Source organism: Luteitalea sp. TBR-22 (assembly GCF_016865485.1).
GTDB lineage: Bacteria > Acidobacteriota > Vicinamibacteria > Vicinamibacterales > Vicinamibacteraceae > Luteitalea.
The window spans coordinates 1,011,356-1,033,682 of the sequence record NZ_AP024452.1 but is presented as its reverse complement, the minus strand read 5'-3'; the positions used below and the strand labels follow the sequence as shown (position 1 = coordinate 1,033,682).

Below are 22,327 nucleotides of genomic sequence, written 5' to 3'. Positions count from 1 at the left end.
CGTGACTTCTCCCTCTTCCCTCGTCCCTTGATCCCGACGGCCGAAGGCCGAATGCCGAAGCCCGTCCGCGTCAGAACCCCCTGACCACCGGCAACACGATCGCGCTCGGCCGCGCCGCCGAGTGGTGGATCGTCTGTTGCGCGACGCGCGGCCTCGTGCCCGTGGCCAGCGGATCGCCGGTGTTCAGGTTGCGGTCGAACTGCGGGAAGTTGCTCGACGTGATGTCCACCCGGATGCGGTGGCCGGGCTGGAACACCACCGCCGTGCCGATCAGGTCGATCGTGTAGCGGTACGGCTGGCCGGGCGTGAGCAGTTGCGGCTTGTCGAGGCCCTCGCGGAAGCGCGCGCGGAGGATGCCCTCGGCCATCGGGTACGCCTTGCCGTCCGGGTACACGTCGATCAGCTTGATCATCCAGTCGGTGTCCTTGCCGTCGGTCGTCGCGTGGAGGTCCATGGTGACCTTGCCCGCGATCGTCACGGGCGCGGTGAGCACGTCGCTGGTGAAGCGGACGATGTCGGCGCGGCCGTCGAGCGGCTTCTGGTCGACGGGCCCGGCGATGGTCGGCGACCCGCAGCAGTTGTTGCCGCCCGTCGTCGGCACCGGATCGCTGGGATCGTAGCGGTAGCTGGTCGCCCCCTCGCCCGCCGGCGCGGTCGTCGACAGCTTCCCGCCGGGCTGCAGGTACCACTTCGACGGCTGCGTGCCCGGGATCGGCCAGTCCTGCTCGCCGCGCCAGCGGTTGATCCCCATGTAGAAGATCTGCACCGGCGGATCGGTGTCGACGCCGTTCTTCACGCCCTTCATGTGGAAGTCGTGCCACCGGCGCTCGTAGTCGAACAGCGCGCGGTCGGCGTCTGCGCCGAAGTCGAGGTCGCCGTACTTGCGCGACGGCCCGTGGCCCCACGGGCCGATCACCATGCGCGTCAACGACCGTGCGCGCTCGGTGGCGCCCTTCGTCCGCACGCCGACGAACCCGTCGATCGTGCCGGGCAGGAAGATGTCGAACCAGCCGCCCTGCGTCATCACCGGCACCTGCACCCGGTCGAACCGCTCCTCGTCGCTGATCGCCTTCCAGTACGCGTCGTAGCTGTCGTGCGCCAGCCAGTCACGCCAGTGCTTCACGGGATGGTTGAACGCGCGCTCGTCCATCGTCTGCAGCGGCAGGTGCTCGAGGAGCTTTTCGTAGCGGAGCTCCGGCGCCGCGTCGGGTCCCGTGAAGTACCACTGCGGCTGCATGATGCGGTACGGCATCCGGACGACGCCCCAGCCGAAATTGAAGGCGAGGTGGAATGCCCCACCCTGCGTGATCCAGTTGGCGTACAGGTTGGTCGACGCGACGGCGGGGAACGCGGCCACGAGGCTGGGCGGCTGCTCGCCGAGCGTCGCCCACTGTACATGGCCGAGGTAGCTGCCCCCCTGCATTGCGACCTTGCCGGTGGACCAGGGCTGCCTCGCCGCCCACTCGACGACGTCGTAGCCGTCCCTGGCTTCGGCGCGGAAGGGATCCCACTGCCCCTCGCTCTCGTAGCGGCCGCGGACGTCCGTGTTGACGACGGCGTACCCCAGCTTCGCGAGCTGGATCATCCGGTCGTGCACGCCGACGTTCTCCCGCTGCACGCCGTACGGCGTGCGCACGACGATCGTCGGGAAGCGACCCGACCGCGACGGACGGTAGACGTCGGCATACACGGTGACACCATCACGCAGCGGGATGCCGCGGTGGTGGTCGACGAGGATTGGTTCGGGAGCGACCGGGGAAGCGCCTTGCGCGAGCAGCATCGCGGTGACCAGGACCAGCGTGGTGAACACGGGGAGACCTCCGGGCGGCGGGGCGCAGCCGTGGACGGGGTGGTGCCCTGCTGTTGACGGCGACATCCTATCGTCGGCACGATCATGTCGTCCATGTCCGCCCGCGCACTCTCGCTCGCTCTGATCGTGGCCGGACTGCTCTCCCCGGTCCTGACCGCGCCCGCACGGGGGCAGTCGGCGCGCCTGCCGGTGATCGTCGACACCGACGCCAACAACGAGCTCGACGACCAGCACGCGCTGGCGTACGTCCTGCTCAACGGCGACGCGTTCCGCGTGGTGGGCGTGACGGTCAATGCCACCAGCGGCGGAGGCGGGATCGCCAGCCACGTCGAGGAAGCCCGCCGCGTCATGGCGCTGTGCCAGGTCGAAGCGCACGTGCCGCTGCGGGCCGGGGCGAACGGCTCGTTTGCCGACATCCGGGCCCACCTGGCCGAGGCCGCCTACGACGGCAAGGCGGCGGTCGACTTCATCGTGGCGGCCGCCAGGGCCGCCACCGAGGGCGAGCCGCTCGTCCTGCTGCCGATCGGCAAGCTGACCAACGTCGCCCTCGCCCTCGCGGCCGATCCGACGATTGCCGGGAAGGTGCGCATCGTGTGGCTCGGGTCCAATTACCCGGACCCCGGCGAGTACAACCAGGACAACGACCCGGAGGCCCTGCGCTACGTGCTGTCGGTGAACGTGCCGTTCGAGATGGTGGTGGTGCGGTATGGCAAGCCCGATGGCACCGATGCCCTCCGGGTGACGCCGGCAGACGTGCGGGCGCGCTTCGCCGGCCAGGGCCCTCGCATCGCCACGCCGGTCACGGGGCGCCACGGCGGGACGTTCAGCACGATCGGCGACTACTCCGCCGACCTGTTCGCCCACATCCGGCTCGATGGCACGCCGCCGTCCCGGGCGCTGTACGACCTCGGGGCCGTGGCCATCGCCAAGGACGGCCGGTGGGCCCGGGCTCGCACGCATCCGGCTCCCGCCCTCGTCGGCACGCGCTGGGAGGAGCGTCCGGACAACCCGCGCCGGATCACCATCTGGGAGCGTCCCGACCGCGAGGCGATTATCGCGGACTTCGCTCGCACGCTCGAACATCCGGTCGCAGGCCGCCCCTGACCGGCATGCCACACCACACATCATCGTCCCCGGACTCGAGGTCGACGCACGGGGTGCGGGCGGACGCGCGGGCATCGCGGCGACGTCTCAGGCTGGCCGGCCTGGCGGCCGCGATCCTGCTCGGCGCGGGAAGCGCCGGCGCCCAGCCGCCGGCGCCCACGGCCACCGGGCGCCTGGTCGACGCGAGCGTCGACATTCCCCTGACGGTGCCGGCAGGCTCGCTGGCCAGCAACCCGGTGGTGGTGCTCACCAACGAAGGCGGCACTGCCGTGCAGGGCGTCACCATCTCGACGCCGGCGCGCGATTGGGCGACGGCCGCACGCATCGTCGCGCGCGTGGTGCCCCCGGGGGCCAGCGAGGAGGCGACGGCGCGCGCGCTCTGGCAGTTCGTGCGGCGCGAGACCTTCTCCTGGGACATGCCGAGCCTCTGGACATCGGAGGGTACCGATCCGGTCAAGCTGCTGGGCGTGTACGGCTACGGGCTGTGCACGCAGCGTGCCCTCGCCCTGTCCGCCCTGTGGCGCGCCGCGGGCCTGCAGGTGCGCTTCTGGCAGGGACTCGGCGACTCCGAGCACGACGTGCCCGAGGTGTGGTTCGACGGGCGGTGGCACCTGCTCGACGCCGACAGGGATGCCCTGTTCCTGCTGCCCGACAACCGGACGATCGCGGGCATCGACGACCTGCGGGCCGATCCGTCGCTGGTGCTGCGCGCGGGGCCCGGCTTCGAGTGGCTGCACGACATCCTGCTGCGCACGCGGACCGACCTGCGGGTGTTGCCCGTCGATCCGTACCTCGAGCAGCCGTACGCGCTGCGCTTCCCGCTCTGGCCGGGTGAACGCCTGGAACTCCACGCGACGCCGCAGGCTCCGCCCTTCAGCGACGAGGCCGCCAGCCAGGTGCCGCCCGCCTACGGCACCTCGATCGACACCGTGCCGCTGGTGACCGCCGGACGGGCCGTCGACGCCGCGATCACGACGAACCTGGCGGGCAACGGTCACCTTTCGGTCGTCGACACGCTGAACCCGGGGGAACTCTCGGTGGCGATCGGGCGCGCGTTCCCGCTCGTCGGACTCGCCGCCGACGTGACCGCCTCGCTCGGGCCCGGCGAGCGACTGCGCCTCCTGGGCCAGCGGCACGCCGACGGCTTCACGCTCGCCGCAACCGACTTCCGCGCCGACGCGTTCCGCCTGCCTGGCGTGTGGGTGTCGGACGCCAACGTCGCGGCGGGCATGCTGCCCCTGCAGGTGACCGACCCCAGCCGGCCCGGCACGCTGGTGTATGCGCTGCGCCGCCGCGGCTCCGCGCCAGTGCGCCTCCTCCTCGTGGTGTACGAGGTCGAGCAGGCCGAGGTCGCCGTGGAGGTCTCGGGCGACGCGGGAGCCTCGTGGACGCGCATCTGGACGCCAGCGCCGGACGAGCGCGACTACGTCCAGACGTCGCTCGACCTGACACCCTACCTCGCGGAGGACCGCCTGCAGGTGCGGTTCGTCCTCGACGCAGGCGGCCGCAAGGACATGGGGTGGACCGCGGCCCTGCAGCGTGTGGAGTTCACCGGCGTCGAGGGACCGACGCCGACCGAACTCGGCACCGTGGACGGCCCCTTCGACGGCACCGCCCACCTGTCGTTCACCGGCGCGCTGCTGCCTGCCGGCGCGAGCGCGACGTACGGCGTGCGCCTCGCCGCAGTGCTCGAAAGCCCCGACGGCACCGGCCGTCTCACCGACCTCACAGCCAGGCTCGAGGGGCAGGTGCGCCCCGAGCGCCTCCTGGCACTCGACGAGGGCTCGACGACGCTGCGCGTGCAGCGCGCGTCGTCGGACGGGGACGCCGACGTCCGCGTGGAGGTCCGCTGGAGCGAGCAGGCCGACAAGCCCGCGCCGACCGCCCCCGCCGGTCCGGTGTCCCCGGCGCGCGACGCCGTGATGGAGATTCCGTCGTCGGTCGCCTTCTCGTGGTCGCCGGCGGCCATCCCGGCGCCCGGAGGCATCCTGCGCTATCACCTGCAGGTCTGTCCCGACCCGCAGTGCCTGTCGCCGGTGACCGCGGAGTTCGAGACCTACACCACGCCCGCAGCCTCTGGCGACGCGCCGGCCGCCGCCTCGCTCGCCATCGGGATCCTGCTCGAGCGCGACCGCACGTACTACTGGCGCGTCAGGGCCCAGGCCCGCGGCAGCGAGCGATGGGGACCGTTCAGCGAGGTGTGGCGGTTCACCACCGGACTACTGCCCACCGTCCGTATCGCGGCACCTGCCGAGATGACGGCGACCTCGCCGTTCGTGACGATGAGCGGCGCGGTGGTCCATGCCGGCAATCTCAGCGCAATGCGCTGGCGGACCAGCGATGGCCAGCAGGGCGACATCGCCCCCGACGGGTCCTGGCGCGCGCCGGGCATTCCGGTGAAGGCCGGTGCCACGGTGGTCACGATCACGGCCACGACCAGCGATGGCCGCGAGGTCTCGCAGGAGGTCCGCGTCAGGCTCGATCAGTTCAAGTACTACCTCGCCGAGGGGACGGTCGATCCGGGCTTCACGACCCGGTTGATCGTGGCCAATCCCAATCCCGTCGATGCACCGGTCAGCCTGCGGCTGCTGACCGGCAACGGCGAGGGCGCGACCCTGTCGCGGACCCTGAAGGCATGGAGCCGACAGGTGTTCGACGAGCGGGACCTGCTCGGCGAGGACGCGTCCGGTGGAGTCTCGGCCGAGATCGTCTCGCAGGCAGCGGTGCCGCTGGTGGCCGAGCGGGTGATGACCTGGGCCGGCGGCGCTGGCGTTCACGCCACCCAGTCCACCGACGCGCCGCAGGAGCGGTGGTACTTCGCCGAGGGCGCGCAGGGCTTCTTCGAAACCTTCTTCCTGATCGTCAACCCCTCTTCGGAGTGGCTGCCGGTGACCGCGACCTTCCTGCTCGACGGCGGCGGCACCGTCACGCGACGATTCGACGTCGCCCCGAGTTCCCGCTTCAACATCTGGACCCGGATCATCCCCGAGCTCGAGGGCAGGGCATTCGCCACGATCCTCGAGGGCAACCGCCCGTTCTCGACGGAGCGGTCGATGTACATGAACCGCGCCGGCACGTGGCTGGACGGCCACGGTGCCGCCGGAACCCCGTGGCCGTCGCGGCGGTGGTACTTCGCCGAGGGCGCCACCGGCGCGTACTTCGACACGTTCCTGCTCCTGGCCAACCCGGAGTTCTCGCCCGCCACCGTGCGCGTAACCTGGTTGCTCCCCGATGGCCGCACGGAGGTCGGCACCTACACGGTGCCCGCGCGCAGTCGCCTGACCCTGCACGTCGACGGCGAAGCCGAGTCGCTGCACGACACGGCCGTGGGTTTCGAGGTCACCTCCGATCTGCCGGTGGTGGCTGAACGCGCGATGTACTGGCCGGGCAGCGCGCTGACGTGGTCGGGAACCCACGCGTCCGGAGGACAGGCGAGCCCGGGGCTGCGCTGGGGCGTGGCCACGGGAGCCGGAAGCCTGACCGGGGCCGCCGAGCACTTCGTCCTCGTGGCCAATCCCGACCCGGCGCGCGAGGCCGTCGTGCGCGTCCGCTATTTCGGCAGCGGCCAGGTCGTGCAGCAGGAGTACACGGTCCCTCCCGGCTCGCGCTTCACTTTGTGGCTGCCGACCATGGTGCCCGAGCTCGGGAGCATGCCATATGGCACGGAGCTGACCTCGACCAACGGCGTGCCCGTGCTCGTGGAGAGCGCCCTGTACTGGAACACCGCCGAGACGCGTTGGCGGGCCGGTGCCAACCTCCCGGCCACCAGGCTGCCCGACGTCCCCTGACCGCCGCCTCGGTCCATGGCCGGCCAGGACGCCGGCATATCATGGCGCCATGCTGCCCATGCTGTTGGTCGTCCTGCTGGCCCTCGGCCAGGCTCCGTCCCGTCCTGCCGCTGCGCCCGCGGCCTCACCACGCCCCGACCAGCGGATCGTGCTCGTCACGGGGTCGACCGACGGCCTCGGTCGCGAGGTCGCCCGTCGCCTGGCCGCGCAGGGCGCCCACGTCATCGTCCACGGTCGCAACGCGGAACGCGGCAAGGCCGTGGTCGACGAGGTCGCGGCCGCCGGCACCGGTTCGGCCCGCTTCTACCAGGCCGACTTCGCCTCGCTGGCCGAGGTGCGGCGCCTGGCCGACGACATCACGCGCGATTACCCGCGCCTCGACCTGCTGGTGAACAACGCCGGCATCTTCAACCGCGAAGGCGAGCGACAGCTCAGCAAGGACGGTCACGAAGCGACCTTCGCGGTGAATTACCTGGCCGGCTATCTCCTCACCTACCGACTGCTGCCGGTCATCGAGAAGGGCCGCTCGCCGCGCATCGTCAACGTCTCTTCACTGAGCGCCGCGCCGATCGACTTCGCCGACGTGATGATCGAGAAGAACTACTCCGGCAACCGCGCGTACGGCCAGAGCAAGCTCGCGCAGGTGATGTTCACCATCGACCTCGCGTCGGAGCTGAAGCCGAAGGGCATCGTGGTGCAGTCGCTCCACCCGGCCACCTACATGGACACGACGATGGTCCGGTCGGGCGGGATGACGCCGCGCAGTACCGTGGCAGAAGGCGCCGACGCCGTGATGAACGCCATCGTCACGGACGCGCCGAGCGGCAGCTACTTCGTCGGACAGAAGGTCGGCACGCCGCATGCGCAGGCCGCCGACGCCGAGGCGCGCCGCCAGTTGCGCGAGGTGAGCCGCAAGCTCACGGGACTGCCGTGAGTCCGCGGCCAGCTACACCTGCCTGATGTTCTGGCTCGGCGTCGGCGCCGGCCATCCGGCGTCGCGCGCCACACGAATGATGGTCTCGTTGGTGTCGAAGTACACCTGCCAGTAGTGATTGGTGTGCGTGTAGGGACGCACGGAGATCACCGGGCCCACCAGGTTGATGTCCAGCACGTTGACCTCTGGTGCCGGGATGGTGGCCACGTTCGGGATCGCCGCGACGGCCGCCCGCAGGCGCGCGACCGCATCGAGCGGGTCGACACTGCCAGCCAGCTGCGCGGTTCGCTCGACGCGCCGCGCCGGCAACGCCGAGAAGTTGAAGATCGTGTCGGCGAAGATCTTGCCGTTGCCGACGATGGTCATCACGTTGTCGGGCGTGACGACCGTCGTGCCGAACAGGCCGAGTTCCTTGACCGTCCCGGTGACGCCGCCGACGGTGACGAAGTCGCCCACCTTGAAGGGGTGGAGGACGAGCATGAACGCGCCGGCGGCGAAGTTGCCGAGCATCCCGCTCCAGGCCGCGCCGATCGCGAGGCCGGCGCCAGCCAGCAATGCGGCAAACGACGTGGTCTCGATCCCGAAGTACCCGAGGATGCCGAGGACCAGCGTGACGTTGAGGATGACCGCGACCATCGAGCCGAGATAAGTGGTCAGCGTCGGGTCGACGGCGTTGCGGCCCATGACCGCGCGGATCACCGCCACCACCCGGCCGATCAGCCAGCGGCCGACGAACCAGAAGACGAGCGCGGTGAGGATCTTGAGGCCGGCATCGGCCGCGTTCCTGGCAACGAATTCCTGAATGGCCTGGGTGTTCATCCTGGGGTGTCCCTTTCTGTATGGCCCCCGCCGCGGAGCGCGACCGATGACCGCCGTGAGCTCGAGCCCACGACTCACGTGAGTTGCGCACGTCGTGGGCGACCGGCTCGGGACTCAGGACTCAGGACGGTTCCGGAGCGATCTCTAGCCTCGAGCCATGAGCCGTGAGCCGGCCGTCACATATGCGAGCCAGAGGTTAGCGTGGCCGCAACGGCCCAATCTGCAGTGCTTTGGTCGTATCTATCCCTTTGGACAGTTCGACCGCAGCGGAACAGGCGTGCAGGCCAGGCGCATCAGGGGCGCCTCGGCGCTCGTGCGCGGCAGCGCCGCGCAGACGTTCACCGTCGCCGGTCACAGCCAGTTCAATGTCGATGTCCGCGCGGCGTTCCCTGACGCGGCGGACCGGCGGTTCGGCGCCATCATCGAAAGCCTGGGGGACACGCCGGCCCAGGTCGTCGAGCGCGCGATGTACTGGGATGCCGCGGGGCAGCGCTGGGCCGCGGGCACCAACGCGCTCGCCACCAGGCTGCCGTAGGGTTGCCGGGCCGCATGGGCCGACGTGCGCCCGTCAGCGCCGCGGCGGGTTCGGCTGTCGCCCTTCGGCCCGCATCCTCAGCTTCGATGCGGGTCTCGACCGCGTCGACTGGATGGAGCGGCTCGGCCGGGCACGTCATCCGCGTGGAGCGGGGCGCCCCTCTTCGAGTGGTTCACCGCCCCATGCGCACCAGGTCGGCCTCGGCGGCGATGTAGCCGAAGGCGTTCCACCCCGTGCCCGCCACCACCCGCTCGAACACCGCTACGGCCCGCTGCGTGTCGCCCGTGACCAGGTAGTAGTTGCCGACACCGTAGCCCTGCGTCGCCAGCGTGGTGGCGTCGGCGGTCGAGGCGTCGAGCAGCGCCTCGGGACGCTCGCGGCCCGCGTACATCAGCAGGCGGCGGTGGTACGCGCCGTTCTCGAGGATCTCCATGGTCGGCGTGATGCGCTCGAGCACCTGCGCGGCTTCACCGCGCCGGCCCAACCGCATCAGGGAGATCCACAGCCAGTCGCTCGCGGCGACCACCGAGTCGTCGTTCCTCGACACGCGCAGGCACTGGGCCCACGCGTCGGCCGCCCGCTCGTACTGCGCCTGCAGGTAGTAGGCGAGCGCGAGGTGGTACCAGACGTTGAAGTGCAGGGTGCTGCGCGGCACCCCTGCGGCGTTGGGGGCGCCATCCGGCTCGACCTCGTCGGGGCGCCCCGCGATCAGCGCGGCGGCTCGCTCGAGGTCCTCCTGGGCAAGCGCGAACTGGCGTGTCGTGATGTAGCGATGACCCCGATGGCGGTAGATCCGCGCGTCGTCGGGATGGAGGCGCGCGCCACGGGTGAAGGTGGCGATGGCGTCCTCGTAGCGCCACAGGTACGCCTGCCGACGGCCGATCCAGATGATCGCCTCGGGCGTGCTCGTGTTGGCCACCGACTGCGCTTGCTGGAGGTCCCGCTCGAGCGCGGCGCGATTGGGCAGCGGATCGGGCGGGTGAAGCGACTGCCCGCGCAACGACCGTACCGCGGACGGGCGTGCCGGACCGGGGGTGGCCCCGGGCTGCATCAGCAGGAGGGCACCGACGACGACCGTGACCAGCGTGGCGACGTGCATGCGCGGATGGTACGACGGGCGCACCCGTGCCTGCGCGAAGTGGGTGGTGACGTGGATTCGCGGATGCGCTCCACACCGATGGTCCTGGCCGCTGCCGCGTGTGTCCTCGCCGCTTCGACAGTTGCCCGGGCGCAAGTGCCCGCACCACCACGCCCCGACCACCGGATCGTGCTCGTCACGGGGTCGACCGACCGCCTCGGTCACGAGGTCGCCCGTCGCCTGGCCGCGCAGGGCGCCCACGTCATCGTCCACGGTCGCAACACGGAACGCGGCAAGGCCGTGGTCGACGAGAGCGCGGGATTGTTCTCCCTGGCAGTTCGTCACCGCATTCCGCTCAGCCGTGAGCGGCCGATGACGTGCGGAGTTGCATATGGCCTTCATCGGGCATAGGATGCGCCTCACGGTAAGTATCCGCTTACTCAGCAGTAGTCCGTGAGTGGCGGGTTGCGGAGTGCGCAGCGGTTCCTCCCGAGGAGACCGGTGATGGCCCCACTGTCCCTGCCTGTCGCCCGGCCGCGGCGACGGCCGATCTGGCTCGTCGTGCTGGCCGTGCTCGCCTGTGTCGCGTGGTCGTCGGGTGTGCTCGCGCAATCCACGCTGGGCACCATCCGCGGGTCGGTCACCGACGCGCAGGGCAGCGTCGTGCCTGGCGCGACCGTGACCGTCACCGACGAGGCGACGGGCGTGAGGCGCGAGGTGGTCAGCACGGCCGAGGGCCTGTTCGAGGTGCCGAACCTCCGCTCGGGCTCCTACACCGTCGAGGCGAGCCTGTCGGGCTTCAAGGCCGCCAGGCGCACCGGCATCGTGCTGCGTGCCGCGTCAGTGGCGCGCGCCGACATGCAACTGGAGGTCGGCGACCTGCAGGACGTCGTCACGGTCGTGGCCGAGGGGCAGAACATCACCGTCGAGAGCCCGTCGATCGCGCGCGGCCTCGACGCGCAGCAACTGCGCGACCTGCCGCGCAACAGCCGTGACATCCAGGACTTCCTCACCTTGAACCCCAACGTCGTGGGCGGGTTCGACGCGATCCAGTTCCTGGGGGGGCGGACCTACGGCGCCTCGTACGTGCAGGACGGGCAACCCTCGTCGGCGGGCATCTTCGGTGAGCTGTCCAACGCTGCGCCCGGGCTCGACGCGGTGGCCGAGGTGCAGGTCCTGTCCAACTCGTACAGCGCCGAGTTCGGCGGCCTGGCCGGCGTGGTGGTGTCCACCAAGCGGGGCTCGAACCAGTTCCACGGCACCTCGTTCTACGACTTCAACAGCAACGAACTCAACGCGCGGACTTACGCGCAGGCGCTCAACGGCGTCTCGCGCGACAACCCGAACGCCGACACGCACGATCACCGCTTCGGCGCGAGCCTGGGCGGGCCGATCATCGGCAACCGCACGTTCTTCTTCGGCAACTACGAGGGTGGGCGCCTGAAGGCGCTGGGCGGCGGCGCGCAGGCCATCGTGCCGACCGACGCGATGCGCGGCGGCGACTTCTCCGGCACCAGCTTCGTCATCCGCGACCCGCAGACCGGGCTGCCGTTCCTGGGCAACCGCATCCCGGCCGACCGCCTCGATCCAGCGGCGCTGCAGATCATGCGCACGTTCTACCCGGCGCCCAACCAGTCGACCCTGGGCAACGGCTATGGCACCTACAGGCAGATCGTGCCCCTCGAACGGACGCGCGATCGCGCGGATTTCCGGCTCGACCACGAGCTCACCAGCAACGACTCGCTCTTTGGTCGTTTCAGCTGGCAGCGGCGCGACCCCGACGCCTTCACGTTCGAGAGCACCGGCGGCAACGGCGGCGGCGGCCTGACCAACCTCGGCACCCTGGACAGGCAGTCCCGGGCGATCACCGTGGCCACCGGTTGGACCCGCACGTTCTCGAGCAGCATCGTCAACGAGTTCCGCACCGGCTACAGCGGCGACATCCGCAACCGGCGCAGCCGCTACGTCGCGGGCGAGGTCGGCGCGTCGCTCGGCATCGAGGTGCCGACGCTGGCGCAGGCCGTCCCCGGCTTCCCGCAGTTCATCTTCGCTGGCGCCAACCGGCCCTCCGACATCCGGGACCAGCGACAGAACACGTTCCGCGACGTCGAGCAGGCCGCCTTCTCGATCAGCAACGCGACCACGTGGCTCACCGGACGGCACTCCCTCCGGTTCGGCGGCAACTACGCGCGCAACTTCGCCACCGACGGCTATTCCACGGGCGCCAACGAGTCGAAGGGCCAGTACAACTTCTCGGGATGGGCGACCGGCAACGCGTTCGCCGACTTCCTGCTCGGGCTCCCCAACACGGTCCGCGAGCAGCGCAACACGCGCGGCGACAAGCCGATGGACACCGTCTCGAACGACTGGGCGCTGTTCGTGCAGGACGACTGGAAGCTGACCCCGCAGCTCACGCTCTTCCTCGGGCTGCGCTACGAGGTGGTCGGCGTGTTCGTCGACCGCAACGACATCTTCGCCAACTTCGTGCTCGACGACGGCGGGCACCACGTGGTGCCGAACGCCGCGGTCGCAGCGCTGCTGCCGCCCGGCGCTCAGGCGCTCGGGCGCACGCTCCTGGCCGACTCGGTGGGCGTCGGCTCCGGCCTGGTCAACACGGATCGCAACAACGTCAGCCCACGGGTCGGCTTCGCCTACCGCATCGGCCGTGATGCCAGGACGGTGGTCCGCGGCGGCTTCGGCATCTTCTACCCGACCGGCGCAGCGCAGGGCGCGCGCGACATCATGTCGCGCAACCCGTTCCGCTACTCGATCACCCGCAACCGCGCCACGCTGCAGCACGGCTTCACCACCGGCACCGTCAGCACGTCGCAGGGGTTCGGCAACCAGGGCCTGGACATCAACCTGGAGAGCCCGGACATCTACCAGTACAACCTGACCCTCGAGCGCGAGCTGCCCGGCGATCTCGGCCTGCGCGTGAGCTATCTCGGATCGACCATGCGCAAGCTCCTGGTGACGCGTGAGGCCAACAGCGTGCAGGCCAGTCCGGTGCCCCTCGGCGACATCTACGAGGACCCCGTCGCGCAGGCCCGGCTGCCCTATCCGCTCTACGGCACGTTCCTCAACATGACCACCAATGCCGGCGAGGGCCAGTTCAACGCGCTGCAGGTCGAGGTGAACCGGCGCTGGCGCCGTGGCTTCGCGCTCAATGCCGCCTACACCCTGGCCGGGTCCGACAGCAACGCGCCCGACAGCGGCAACAGCACCATCGGCGTCATCCAGTACGACCCGTACGACATCGAGAAGGACCGCGGGCCCGACCCGAACGTGGTCCGCCACCGCTTCGTGCTCAACAGCACGTGGGACATCCCGGTGGGGCACGAGCGGCGGTTCGGATCGTCGATGCCCGCGTGGCTGGACGCGGTGGTGGGCGGCTGGACGGTGTCGTCGATCATGCAGGCGCGCTCGGGCCCGAACCTCACCCCGTTCTTCGTCTGGGGGACCGACCCGATCTATCCGGCAAACACCGGCGTGGGCCTCGACGGCGTCGGCCAGTTCGGCGAGTCGTGGCGCCCGGACGTCGTCGGCAACCCGAACGTCGGGGGCAGCCGCGAGCGGTTCTTCGACGTGACCGCCTATCGCCTCCCCGCACCGGGCTCACTCGGCAACGCGAAGAAGGGCAGCCTGCGCGGCCCGGGCACCTGGATCGCGAACTTCGCGCTCTACAAGGACGTGTTCCGGTCGTCGGGCATGCAGGTCGAGTTCACGGCGATGCTGGACAACGCCTTCAACCACCCGCAGTTCTTCGTGCCGGGCCTCGGGACGGGCGGGTTCGTGGACCTGACCGACTACCTGCTGAACGGCCTCGAGGACAACGGAACGACGGCGGTGCTCGGCGCCGACACCGTGGGCAATGCCGAAGGCTTCTCGGCGGGTCGGGTGATCAGGCTGGGACTGCGTTTCCGGTTCTGACGACCGGCGGCTGACGGCTGAAGAGTGAAGAGAGAAGGCTGACGGCGTCGTGAGGGACGCATTGCGACGACGTATCATGCCGCCATGCTTCAGCGGAGCGGGCTCGGGTAGGCCGGCATGGACGTCGCAGTCGCAACCTTCGTCGTCCTGCCGGTGGGACTGGTCGCTGCCCTCGTTACAAGCACGTGGCTGGCGAGCCGCCGCGCTGCGGCGTCGCCCCACGAGGCCAAACGAGCCACGCTGTTGACTGCGGCGCTCGCCGTGGCGTGGATGGGGGCCACGTGGATACTGGCATCGCGTGGCGTTCTCGCGCGCTGGACGATGCCGCCGCCGTTCATGCTCGTGGCACTCACCGGACTCGCGGCTACGGTGGTCCTCGCTCTGGGGCGAACCGGCCGCCGCCTGGCGCAGTTGCCCTTGTGGCTCCTCGTCGGCGTCCAGGGCTTCCGCCTGCCACTCGAACTCGCCATGCACGCCATGGCCGAGCGCGGCGTCATGCCGCCGCAGATGTCGTACAGCGGCCGCAACTTCGACATCGTGAGCGGAGCCACTGCGCTGCTGGTGGCGGGGTTGCTGCTGGCAGGGAGGGGCGGACGCCGACTGGTCGCCGCCTGGAACCTCCTGGGGTTCCTCCTGCTGGCCAACATCGTCGGCACCGCGGTGGTGTCGACGCCGACGTTCGGGTGGTTCGGCCAGGAACGCCTCAACACGTGGGTCACCGGCACCCCGTTCGTGTGGCTGCCGACCGTCATGGTGCCCGCGGCCTTGGGAGGGCACCTGCTGGTGTGGCGGGCGCTGACGCTGCGGCGCGACGCGCCCTCCGGGGGCGCCCCGCCCGCCTGACTCGCCTGCCGGTCGCGCCGTTCCCTGACGTGTCCCTGAGCGTCGACCAAGGTCGACGCCTACGTCCGGAGCGTCCGGCGTCCGGAGCGTTCGGCGTTCGGCGTTCGGCGTTCGACGTCAAACGTCAAACGTCAAACGTTAAACGTTAAACGCCAACCAGGTTGTACAGGGTGTCGCGCTCGAGTGGCGTCCGGCCGGCGGCCTCCACGAGGCGGCGCAGTTGCGCGGTGGTGAGGATGTCGGGCGTATCCGACCCCGCCATGTGGTAGATGCGCTCTTCCTGCACGGTGCCGTCGAGGTCGTCGGCGCCGAACCAGAGCGCGGCCTGCGCCACCGACACGCCCGTCGCAATCCAGAACGCCTTCACGTGATCGACGTTGTCGAGCAGCAGGCGCGAGACCGCGATGGTGCGCAGCGTGTCGGCCGCGGTCGGCGGCGGCAGCTTGCGCATCTGGTTGTTGTCCGGGTGGAACGTCAGCGGGATGAAGGCCTGGAAGCCGCCGCTCGCGTCCTGCTGGGCGCGCACGCGCAGCAGGTGGTCGACGCGCTCGTCGAGCCGCTCGATGTGCCCGAACAGCATCGTCACGTTCGTCTTCATGCCGAGGCGATGCGCCGTGGCGTGGATCGAGAGGTAGCGATCGGCGTCGGCCTTGTCGTGGGCGATCTTGCGGCGCACGCGCTCGGCGAAGATCTCTGCCCCACCGCCGGGGATGGACTCGAGGCCCACCGCCATCAGCTCGCGCAGCACCTGCTCGTCGGTCATCCCGTAGAGGTCGGCGAAGAACGCGATCTCCACGGCAGTGAACGCCTTCAGCGTGATGTCGGGCCGGAGGCGCTTGAAGCCGGCGAGCAGGTCCGTGTAGTAGGAGAACGGCAGGTGCGGGTGCAGGCCGTTGACGATGTGGACCTCGGTGAGGGCCTGGCCCTCGCGCGAGCGGACCTTGTCCCAGGCCTGCTCGAGCGACATGGTGTAGGCGCCCGGCTTGCCTTCCTCGAGGCGCGCGAACGAGCAGAACAGGCACGACGCCTGGCAGACGTTGGTGACCTCGAGGCGGAGGTTGTAGTTGTAGTACGTCCGGTCGCCGTGACGACGCTCGCGCTCGCGGTTGGCGAGCCAGCCGACGAGTCGGAGGTCGGGGTGCTCGAACAGGCACAGCCCGTCCTCGGCAGTCAGTCGCTGCCGGGCCTCGAGCTTGTCTGCGATGTCGAGCAACCCGGCTGCACGCAGGCGGGTGCGCATGGGCCTGTCCGGTCTAGGCGATGCCCCAGACCTGCACGCGCAGGGTGCGCGAACGCGGGCCGTCGAGCTCGCCCATCAGGATGCGCTGCCACTGGCCGAGCACGACGTCGCCGCCGCTGATCTGCAGCGTCAGGCTGTGCCCGAGGAGCAGGGCGCGCAGGTGGCTGTCCGCGTTCATGCGGTCGCAGTCGCTGTGGTCCGGATCGTTGTGGGTCCAGGCGTCGTCACGGGCGACCATCTTCTCGAGGAACCGGCGGATGTCCGAGAGGAGCGCCGTCTGGAACTCGTTGATGAACACCGTGCAGGTGGTGTGGAGGGACCACAGGCTGACGATGCCTTCGCGGACGTTCAGCCCCCGCACGAGCTCCATGATCCGCTCGGTCAGGTCGACCACGTCGATGCGCTCGTCGGTTTCGATGACGAAGGTCTCGCCGTGAATCTTCAACCCCCCGGCGGAAACGGTCGTCACCTCCGCGACTGGCGTCTCGCGGACGGTCACCGTGGAACTCTTGCTCATTCGGTCCTCGTTGACGGCTGTAGGGTCCGGCCCGCCACAGTGGCAGCCGGACGCACGAAACGGGAATGTTATGCGAAACGACCAACCGGCCGCAACTGATGGGTTCGCGGGCGGCCGTCCGCCCCGCTCCCCGTCGCCACTCCCGCGGCGCTGTTCGTTATGACGCACCTGAGCGGGCCGCGGTGCGCCCGCTCGGGCCAGGGTCCTTCAAGCACACCATCCGAATGCGGCGGAAGAATGGCAACCACCGCGTGCTATTCTCACGCCCGACAACCGACGTTGTCGAAGGGAAGCTGGGTGCAAGCCCCACACGGTCCCGCCACTGTGACGCGGTGAGCCGGTTCGCTCGAGGCCAGGCCATCAGGTCCGGCCCGCCACTGCAGCAGCAGTTCTGCTGCGGGAAGGCGCTCGAACCGCTCGCAATCCCGCCAAGTCAGGAAACCTTCCGTCGGGTACGTCCTCCGTCGCCGCGCAATCAGGCGCATCGACGTCGGCGCGTGGAAACGCCGGGAGGTCACCATGATTCGCTCGCACGCCCTGCCCCTGGCCGGGTTGCTGCTGGCCCTGCTTTCGGCCCCCGCGTCTGCGGCCCGGCTGACCGGCACGGTGACCAGCGGCGACGGCCACCCCGTTTCAGACGCCCGCGTCGTCCTCGAGAGTCCCACCGGACCCGTGGCCTCGACGCGCACCGACCGCACCGGCGCGTACCTGCTCGACGCGCCAGACGGCGACTACGTGCTCCGGGTGGTGGCCGAGGGCTTCTCCGGGCCCAGCCAGCGCGTCCAGCTGACTGGAGCGGCCGCGACCCTCGACATCCGGGTCGACGTGGCCGCCCTGGCCGAGTCGGTGGTGGTGACCGCCGGCCTGGCCCCTGTGACCCGCTCGGGGACCGGGGCAAGCCTGACCGTCCTCGATCAGACGGAATTGCGGGCCCGGCAGCTGGAGAGCAGCGTCGACGCGCTGCGCTCGGTGCCTGGCCTCGCGGTCCTGCGCAGCGGCGGCCGCGGCGCCGTGACCTCGCTGTTCCCACGTGGCGGGGAGAGCGACTTCACGCTGGTGCTGGTGGACGGCATCCGCCTCAACGACATGGGCGGCAGCTTCGACGCCGCCCACCTGCCGCTGTTCGACCTCGACCGTATCGAGGTGGTGCGTGGTCCCCAGAGTGCGCTGTACGGCACCGATGCGGTCGGCGGCGTGGTGCAACTGGTGACCCGGCGCGGTGGCCCCTTCAGCGCCGGCGGGCTGTTCGAGGCAGGCTCGTTCGGCACGTGGCGCGCCAACGGGACGGCCAATGGCACGACCGGCCGGTTCCGCTGGGGCGGCGGCGTCGAGCGGCTGGCCAGCGACGGGTTCACCGGCACCGCCCCCGGCACGGGCGAGGTGGTCAGCAACGACGACTACACCCGCACCGATGCCACCGTGAGCCTCGGCTACCAGGGCGACCGCCTGCTCCTCAGCGGCCTGCTGCGGGCCGGCGACAACACCAGGGGGGTGCCCGGGCCGTACGGCAGCGACCCCAACGACACGTACGCCGGCGTCGATCGCGTGTCGCGCAACGACAACCGGACGCTGGCCGCTGGCGCGTCGGCCACCTGGCGGCTCCGCCCGGCGGCGCAGGTCCGCGGCGCCTTCTCGCTGGCCGATCGCGACAGCACCTACCTCAGCATCTACACGCCCGACACCCCGACGGCATCCGGCAACCGCCTCTACTCCGGCCGGGGATCCTTCGATCTGGCCTGGCTGGGCGTGGCCTGGACGGCCGGCGGCGAGTACATGCGCGAGCGCGCGCAGTCGGCGTACTTCACCGGGCTCGAGAATCAGGAAATCCCCGTCGACCGGACACAGGTCGGGGCGTTCGGCGAGGGGCGATTCGAGCGCGGCCGACTCGCCCTGCAGGGCGGCCTGCGCTACGAGCGCGTCGTGCGCGACGCCCTCGAGGGCAACCGCTCGGTGTTCAGCCCGCGGCCGCCCTTCGCCGCGTCCACGACCTCGGTGGTCAACCCGCGCCTGTCGGTGAGCTACCGCCTCCTCGGCGGCGACACGACCTGGCTGCGCCTGCGCGGCAACTTCGGCACGGGCATGCGGGCGCCCGGCGCCTTCGAGATCGCGTTCACCGACAACCCGGGACTGAAGCCGGAACGCACGCGCAGTATCGATGGCGGCGTCGAGACCGGCTGGTTCGGCGGGCGCCTGATCGTCGATGCCGTCTACTTCCGCAACGAGTACGACGACCTCATCGTCACGGTGGCGCGCGTGCCGGGCACCACGTCCTACCGCAGCGACAACATCTCCAACGCGCTGGCCGAAGGTGTGGAGGGCACCGTCTCGTTCCGCCCCACCGCCTTCATGACGGTGCGCGGCGGAGTGGTCGGGCAACGGACCGAGATCCTCGCCAACGACGGTCGCCCGGTCGCGCCCTCGCCCTTCACGGTCGGCGACCCGCTGCTGCGTCGGCCCGAGCTGGCCGGCTTTGCCGACGTGATCCTGACGGCCGGTCGGACCAGCGGCTTCGTGCGAGTCGACAGCCGCGGCGACACGCAGGACATCGACCCGTCGTTCGGGGCCAACGCGGGCATCTTCACCAACCCGGGCTACCTGACGGTCGATGCCGGCGCGTCGTGGCGCGTGCTCGAACGCGTGGAGGTGTTCGGGCGGGCCCTGAACCTGCTCGACACCGACTACGAGGAGATCTTCGGCTTCCCGGCGCTGGGTCGCAGCGTGATGGTCGGGGTGCGGGTTGCTGCGAGCCGCTGACCTCACGTGCCGGTTCGGTCGCGCCGAGGTCCTGCGGGGCGTGTCGCTGCAGGTCCCGCGGGGCGGCATCACCGGCATCCTGGGCCCCAACGGCTCGGGCAAGACGACGCTGCTGCGCCTGCTGGCCGGCGCGCTGCCGCCGACCAGCGGTGAGGTGCGCCTCGACGACGTCCCGGTGGCGAGCATCCCGAAGCGGCAGCTCGCACGGCGGCTGGCCGTGGTGCCCCAGGAGATCCACCCGGTGTTCGACTACACCGTGCTGGACCTCGCCCTGATGGGGCGCTACGCCCACCTCGGCCCGTTCGGCTTCGAGACGGCCGGCGACCTGCTGGCCGTGCGCCGCGCGCTGGCGGCCACCGGCACCGCCGATCTCGAGTGCCGGCACTTCGACACGCTCAGCGGGGGCGAGAAGCAGCGCGTGGTGATTGCCAGCGCCCTCGCGCAGTTCGACGAAGACACCAACGACGAGGGCCGGCTGCTGATCCTCGACGAGCCGACCGCGGCGCTCGACCTGCACTACCAGTTCGAGGTCGCGCACCTGTTGCGGCACCTGGCCGAGGCTCGCCACCTGACGCTGCTGGTCACCACGCACGACCTGCAGTTCGCCTGGCAGGTGTGCGACCGCGTCGTGCTGCTGCAGGACGGGCGGGTCCTTGCCGACGGCCCCACCGTCGACACCCTGACGCCGGAGCACCTTCGTGCGTTGTACGGCGTGCAGGTCGACCGCATGACGCACCCGGACGGCACCGTCTCGCTGGTGCCGGTCTCGCTGGTGGGGGCGCGGCGGTGAGCGAGGGGCGCGGCCAGACCGTCGGCCAGGGCCGACGGCTACAGGCGGAGAGCGGACGGTTGCAGGGGGAGAGCCGACGGCTCGAAGACAGCGAGCCGGCGCCTGGTGTCGCGCCCTGGGATCCGCTGGACCCGAGGCGTGCCGCGCAGGCCGCCTCGGCGCTGCGTCGCCGCGCCTGGCGCACGCACGCCAGCTTCGCGGCGCTGCTGCTGGCGGCCGTCGTCGTGGCTCCGCTGGTGGGTTCCACGTCGCTCGACCTTGCCGAGGTGCTCGACAGGTCGCGCCCGTTCGCCGACAACACCGCGGCGCAGATCTTCTTCATCGCGCGACTGCCGCGGGTGCTGGCCGCCGGACTGGTGGGCGCAACGCTCGCCCTGGCCGGCGTCGTGATGCAGGCCCTGCTGCGCAATCCGCTCGCGACACCGTTCACGCTGGGTGTGTCGTCGGGATCGGCGCTGGGCGCGATGCTGGCCATCACGTTCCTGCCCGCCTGGACCGGCAACGCCTTGACCTCCGTGCCGCTGGCCAGCCTGGCGGGCGCGGCGGGCGCGGTGCTGATCGTCTACGCGCTGGCGCAGGTCCGCCACCGCGGCTTCTCCACCGACGTGCTGCTGCTGGCCGGCGTCACGCTCAACGCCTTCTTCTCGGCGTTGATCCTGCTCGTCCAGTACCTCTCGGACTTCACCGAGACCGTCCGGACCCTGCGTTGGCTGATGGGCGACCTCGACGTGGCAGGCTACGCGCCCCTCGGCATCGCCACCGTGCTGCTGCTGCCGGCCCTGGTGGCGTTCGCCTGGCTGCCCCGCAGCCTCAACGCGCTCGCGCTGGGCGCGGAACAGGCGGGGACGCGCGGCGTGCCGGTGCTCGGCGTCCAGCGGCTGGCGTTCTTCGCCTCGTCGCTCGCCACCGGCGTGGCCGTGTCGCTGGCCGGGCCCATCGGCTTTGTCGGCATCATCGTCCCGCACCTGGTGCGCCTGCTCGTCGGCGCCGATCACCGCGTCGTGCTGCCGGCGTCGGCGCTGTTCGGCGGCGCATTCCTCATCGCCTGTGACGCCGTCGCCCGCATCGTCATCGCCCCGGTCGAACTGCCCGTCGGCGTCGTGACCGCGGTGATCGGCGCACCGTTCTTTCTGTGGCTGTTGATCAGGAAACCATGACGGGAATCGGGAGTCGGGAGTCGGGAATCGGGAGTCGGGAGTCGGGAGTCGGGAATCGGGAGTCGGGAATCGGGGACCTCGGAACGCGGGGCGCGGATCGGGAACAGCCTTGCGGCGGGCGGGACGCGGCAGTCGGCAGGCGGCGGTCGGCGGTCATCGCCGTGATGGCCTGCGCCCTCGCGCTGTTGGTCGCGTGTTCGCCGCGCGAGCAGGCGCCGGCGCCGACGGAGGTAAAGGGGCCACGGGTCGTCTCGCTCGTGCCCTCGGTCACCGAGATGCTGTTCGCGGTCGGGGCCGGGCCGCAGGTCGTCGGGGTCAGCAGCTTCGACAAGTTCCCGGCCGACGTGGCCTCGCGCCCACGCGTCGGCGCGCTGCTCGATCCCGACGTCGAGCGGATCCTCGCCCTGAAGCCCGACCTGGTCGTCACCTACGGCTCACAGTCGGCGCTGCGGGCGCAACTCGAACGCGCCGGCATCGCCATCTTCGAGTACCGGCACGGTGGCATCGGCGAGACGCTCGAGACGCTCGAGGCGATCGGCGTGCGCACCGGGCACACCGAGGAGGGGCGCGCCGCGGCCGGCGTGCTGCGCGCGCAGTTGGTAGGCATCCGTCAACGCGTCGAGGGCGCGCCTCGGCCGCGTACGGTGTTGGTGTTCGGACGCGAGCCGGGCGCCGTGCGCAACGTGTGGGCCAGCGGTGGCAAGGGCTTCCTGCACGAACTGCTCGACGTGGCCGGCGCCGACAACGTCTTCGCCGACGTGGACCGGGAGAACGTGCAGGCCTCGAGCGAACTGCTCCTGGCCCGTGCGCCCGAGGTCATCGTCGAGCTCCGCGCCGAGGCGCGGGCCCCGGAAGCGACGTCGCCGTGGGCCGTGCTGCCCTCGATCCCCGCCGTCCGCGGCAACCGCATCCACGTCCTGCAGGGCGATCAGTTCGTCGTGCCGGGTCCACGGCTCGGACAGGCTGCCGAGGCCCTGGCCCGGGTCCTGCACCCCGAGGCGTTCCGGTAGCACCCGGCGGCCCGCGCG

At 70.8% G+C, this 22,327-nt stretch carries 16 protein-coding genes and 1 riboswitch; of the genes, 11 read left to right on the top strand and 5 right to left on the bottom strand.

Translation table 11 applies throughout. From position 1 onward, the window contains the following. Positions 1 to 70 precede the first annotated feature (70 nt). Positions 71 to 1,810: a CocE/NonD family hydrolase gene (locus TBR22_RS04245; protein WP_239491712.1), complete on the bottom strand. Its 1,740-nt coding sequence runs from the start codon at positions 1,808 to 1,810 to the stop codon at positions 71 to 73. Positions 1,811 to 1,903: 93 nt separating this feature from the next. On the opposite strand from TBR22_RS04245, the gene TBR22_RS04240 reads away from it, so the two are divergent. Genes TBR22_RS04240 through TBR22_RS04230 form a run of 3 tightly spaced genes read left to right on the top strand, consistent with a single transcriptional unit; the run spans position 1,904 to position 7,636 of the window. Beyond that, a complete protein-coding gene (locus TBR22_RS04240; RefSeq protein WP_239491711.1) occupies positions 1,904 to 2,914 on the top strand; it encodes a nucleoside hydrolase in 1,011 nt (336 codons plus the stop codon). A 5-nt stretch (positions 2,915 to 2,919) separates the two neighbouring features. Next, positions 2,920 to 6,702, top strand: coding sequence for a transglutaminase-like domain-containing protein (locus TBR22_RS04235; protein ID WP_239491710.1), 3,783 nt, complete (start codon positions 2,920 to 2,922; stop codon positions 6,700 to 6,702). Between the two features lie 49 nt (positions 6,703 to 6,751). Further along, entirely contained in the window at positions 6,752 to 7,636 is an 885-nt protein-coding gene (locus TBR22_RS04230; RefSeq protein WP_239491709.1) for an SDR family NAD(P)-dependent oxidoreductase, read from the top strand. Positions 7,637 to 7,648: 12 nt separating this feature from the next. Here TBR22_RS04230 and TBR22_RS04225 read toward each other — a convergent pair whose 3' ends face one another. Next, entirely contained in the window at positions 7,649 to 8,455 is an 807-nt protein-coding gene (locus TBR22_RS04225; RefSeq protein ID WP_239491708.1) for a mechanosensitive ion channel family protein, read from the bottom strand. A gap of 157 nt (positions 8,456 to 8,612) precedes the next feature. On the opposite strand from TBR22_RS04225, the gene TBR22_RS04220 reads away from it, so the two are divergent. Then, entirely contained in the window at positions 8,613 to 8,990 is a 378-nt protein-coding gene (locus tag TBR22_RS04220) for a hypothetical protein (RefSeq protein WP_239491707.1), read from the top strand. Between the two features lie 172 nt (positions 8,991 to 9,162). On the opposite strand, the gene TBR22_RS04215 is transcribed toward TBR22_RS04220, so the two are convergent. Then, positions 9,163 to 10,341 (bottom strand): tetratricopeptide repeat protein, encoded by a 1,179-nt coding sequence (locus tag TBR22_RS04215; protein WP_239491706.1) that lies wholly within the window; start codon positions 10,339 to 10,341, stop codon positions 9,163 to 9,165. On the opposite strand from TBR22_RS04215, the gene TBR22_RS26880 reads away from it, so the two are divergent. The 3 genes from TBR22_RS26880 to TBR22_RS04205 all read left to right on the top strand — a co-directional run bounded on the left by TBR22_RS26880 (position 10,225) and on the right by TBR22_RS04205 (position 14,841). Beyond that, positions 10,225 to 10,479, top strand: a complete 255-nt coding sequence (locus TBR22_RS26880; protein WP_370651482.1) for an SDR family NAD(P)-dependent oxidoreductase — start codon at positions 10,225 to 10,227, stop codon at positions 10,477 to 10,479. The genes TBR22_RS04215 and TBR22_RS26880 overlap by 117 nt on opposite strands. Positions 10,480 to 10,572: 93 nt before the next feature. Then, a complete protein-coding gene (locus tag TBR22_RS04210) occupies positions 10,573 to 13,998 on the top strand; it encodes a TonB-dependent receptor (RefSeq protein WP_239491705.1) in 3,426 nt (1,141 codons plus the stop codon). 117 nt (positions 13,999 to 14,115) lie between these two features. Further along, complete coding sequence (locus tag TBR22_RS04205; protein ID WP_239491704.1) at positions 14,116 to 14,841, top strand: hypothetical protein; 726 nt, start codon at positions 14,116 to 14,118, stop codon at positions 14,839 to 14,841. Positions 14,842 to 14,986: 145 nt separating this feature from the next. On the opposite strand, the gene mqnE is transcribed toward TBR22_RS04205, so the two are convergent. Continuing rightward, positions 14,987 to 16,081: an aminofutalosine synthase MqnE gene (gene mqnE / locus TBR22_RS04200; protein ID WP_239491703.1), complete on the bottom strand. Its 1,095-nt coding sequence runs from the start codon at positions 16,079 to 16,081 to the stop codon at positions 14,987 to 14,989. 13 nt (positions 16,082 to 16,094) lie between these two features. Further along, the gene (locus TBR22_RS04195) at positions 16,095 to 16,598 is read right to left on the bottom strand and encodes a secondary thiamine-phosphate synthase enzyme YjbQ (RefSeq protein WP_239491702.1); all 504 of its coding nucleotides are present in this window, start codon (positions 16,596 to 16,598) and stop codon (positions 16,095 to 16,097) included. Between the two features lie 249 nt (positions 16,599 to 16,847). Next, a riboswitch (cobalamin riboswitch) is annotated at positions 16,848 to 17,063 on the top strand. Between the two features lie 54 nt (positions 17,064 to 17,117). Here TBR22_RS04195 and TBR22_RS04190 point away from each other — a divergent pair. From TBR22_RS04190 to TBR22_RS04175, 4 genes are all read left to right on the top strand, one after another. Next, positions 17,118 to 19,352: a TonB-dependent receptor domain-containing protein gene (locus TBR22_RS04190; RefSeq protein ID WP_239491701.1), complete on the top strand. Its 2,235-nt coding sequence runs from the start codon at positions 17,118 to 17,120 to the stop codon at positions 19,350 to 19,352. Next, a complete protein-coding gene (locus tag TBR22_RS04185) occupies positions 19,336 to 20,142 on the top strand; it encodes an ABC transporter ATP-binding protein (protein ID WP_239491700.1) in 807 nt (268 codons plus the stop codon). Before TBR22_RS04190 ends, TBR22_RS04185 begins: the two co-directional genes overlap by 17 nt. Then, positions 20,139 to 21,299, top strand: a complete 1,161-nt coding sequence (locus TBR22_RS04180; protein ID WP_239491699.1) for an iron ABC transporter permease — start codon at positions 20,139 to 20,141, stop codon at positions 21,297 to 21,299. Before TBR22_RS04185 ends, TBR22_RS04180 begins: the two co-directional genes overlap by 4 nt. 164 nt (positions 21,300 to 21,463) lie before the next feature. Beyond that, positions 21,464 to 22,309, top strand: coding sequence for an ABC transporter substrate-binding protein (locus TBR22_RS04175; protein ID WP_239491698.1), 846 nt, complete (start codon positions 21,464 to 21,466; stop codon positions 22,307 to 22,309). Positions 22,310 to 22,327: the final 18 nt, after the last annotated feature.

What these genes read in the sequence shown, in the direction of transcription:
- TBR22_RS04240 (WP_239491711.1), top strand. Translation starts at nt 1,904, where the DNA reads ATGTCCGCCCGCGCACTCTCGCTCGCTCTGATCGTGGCCGGACTGCTC.
- TBR22_RS04235 (WP_239491710.1), top strand. Translation starts at nt 2,920, where the DNA reads ATGCCACACCACACATCATCGTCCCCGGACTCGAGGTCGACGCACGGG.
- TBR22_RS04230 (WP_239491709.1), top strand. Translation starts at nt 6,752, where the DNA reads ATGCTGCCCATGCTGTTGGTCGTCCTGCTGGCCCTCGGCCAGGCTCCG.
- TBR22_RS04225 (WP_239491708.1), bottom strand. Translation starts at nt 8,455, where the DNA reads ATGAACACCCAGGCCATTCAGGAATTCGTTGCCAGGAACGCGGCCGAT.
- TBR22_RS04220 (WP_239491707.1), top strand. Translation starts at nt 8,613, where the DNA reads ATGAGCCGTGAGCCGGCCGTCACATATGCGAGCCAGAGGTTAGCGTGG.
- TBR22_RS04210 (WP_239491705.1), top strand. Translation starts at nt 10,573, where the DNA reads ATGGCCCCACTGTCCCTGCCTGTCGCCCGGCCGCGGCGACGGCCGATC.
- TBR22_RS04205 (WP_239491704.1), top strand. Translation starts at nt 14,116, where the DNA reads ATGGACGTCGCAGTCGCAACCTTCGTCGTCCTGCCGGTGGGACTGGTC.
- mqnE (WP_239491703.1), bottom strand. Translation starts at nt 16,081, where the DNA reads ATGCGCACCCGCCTGCGTGCAGCCGGGTTGCTCGACATCGCAGACAAG.
- TBR22_RS04195 (WP_239491702.1), bottom strand. Translation starts at nt 16,598, where the DNA reads ATGAGCAAGAGTTCCACGGTGACCGTCCGCGAGACGCCAGTCGCGGAG.
- TBR22_RS04190 (WP_239491701.1), top strand. Translation starts at nt 17,118, where the DNA reads ATGATTCGCTCGCACGCCCTGCCCCTGGCCGGGTTGCTGCTGGCCCTG.
- TBR22_RS04175 (WP_239491698.1), top strand. Translation starts at nt 21,464, where the DNA reads ATGGCCTGCGCCCTCGCGCTGTTGGTCGCGTGTTCGCCGCGCGAGCAG.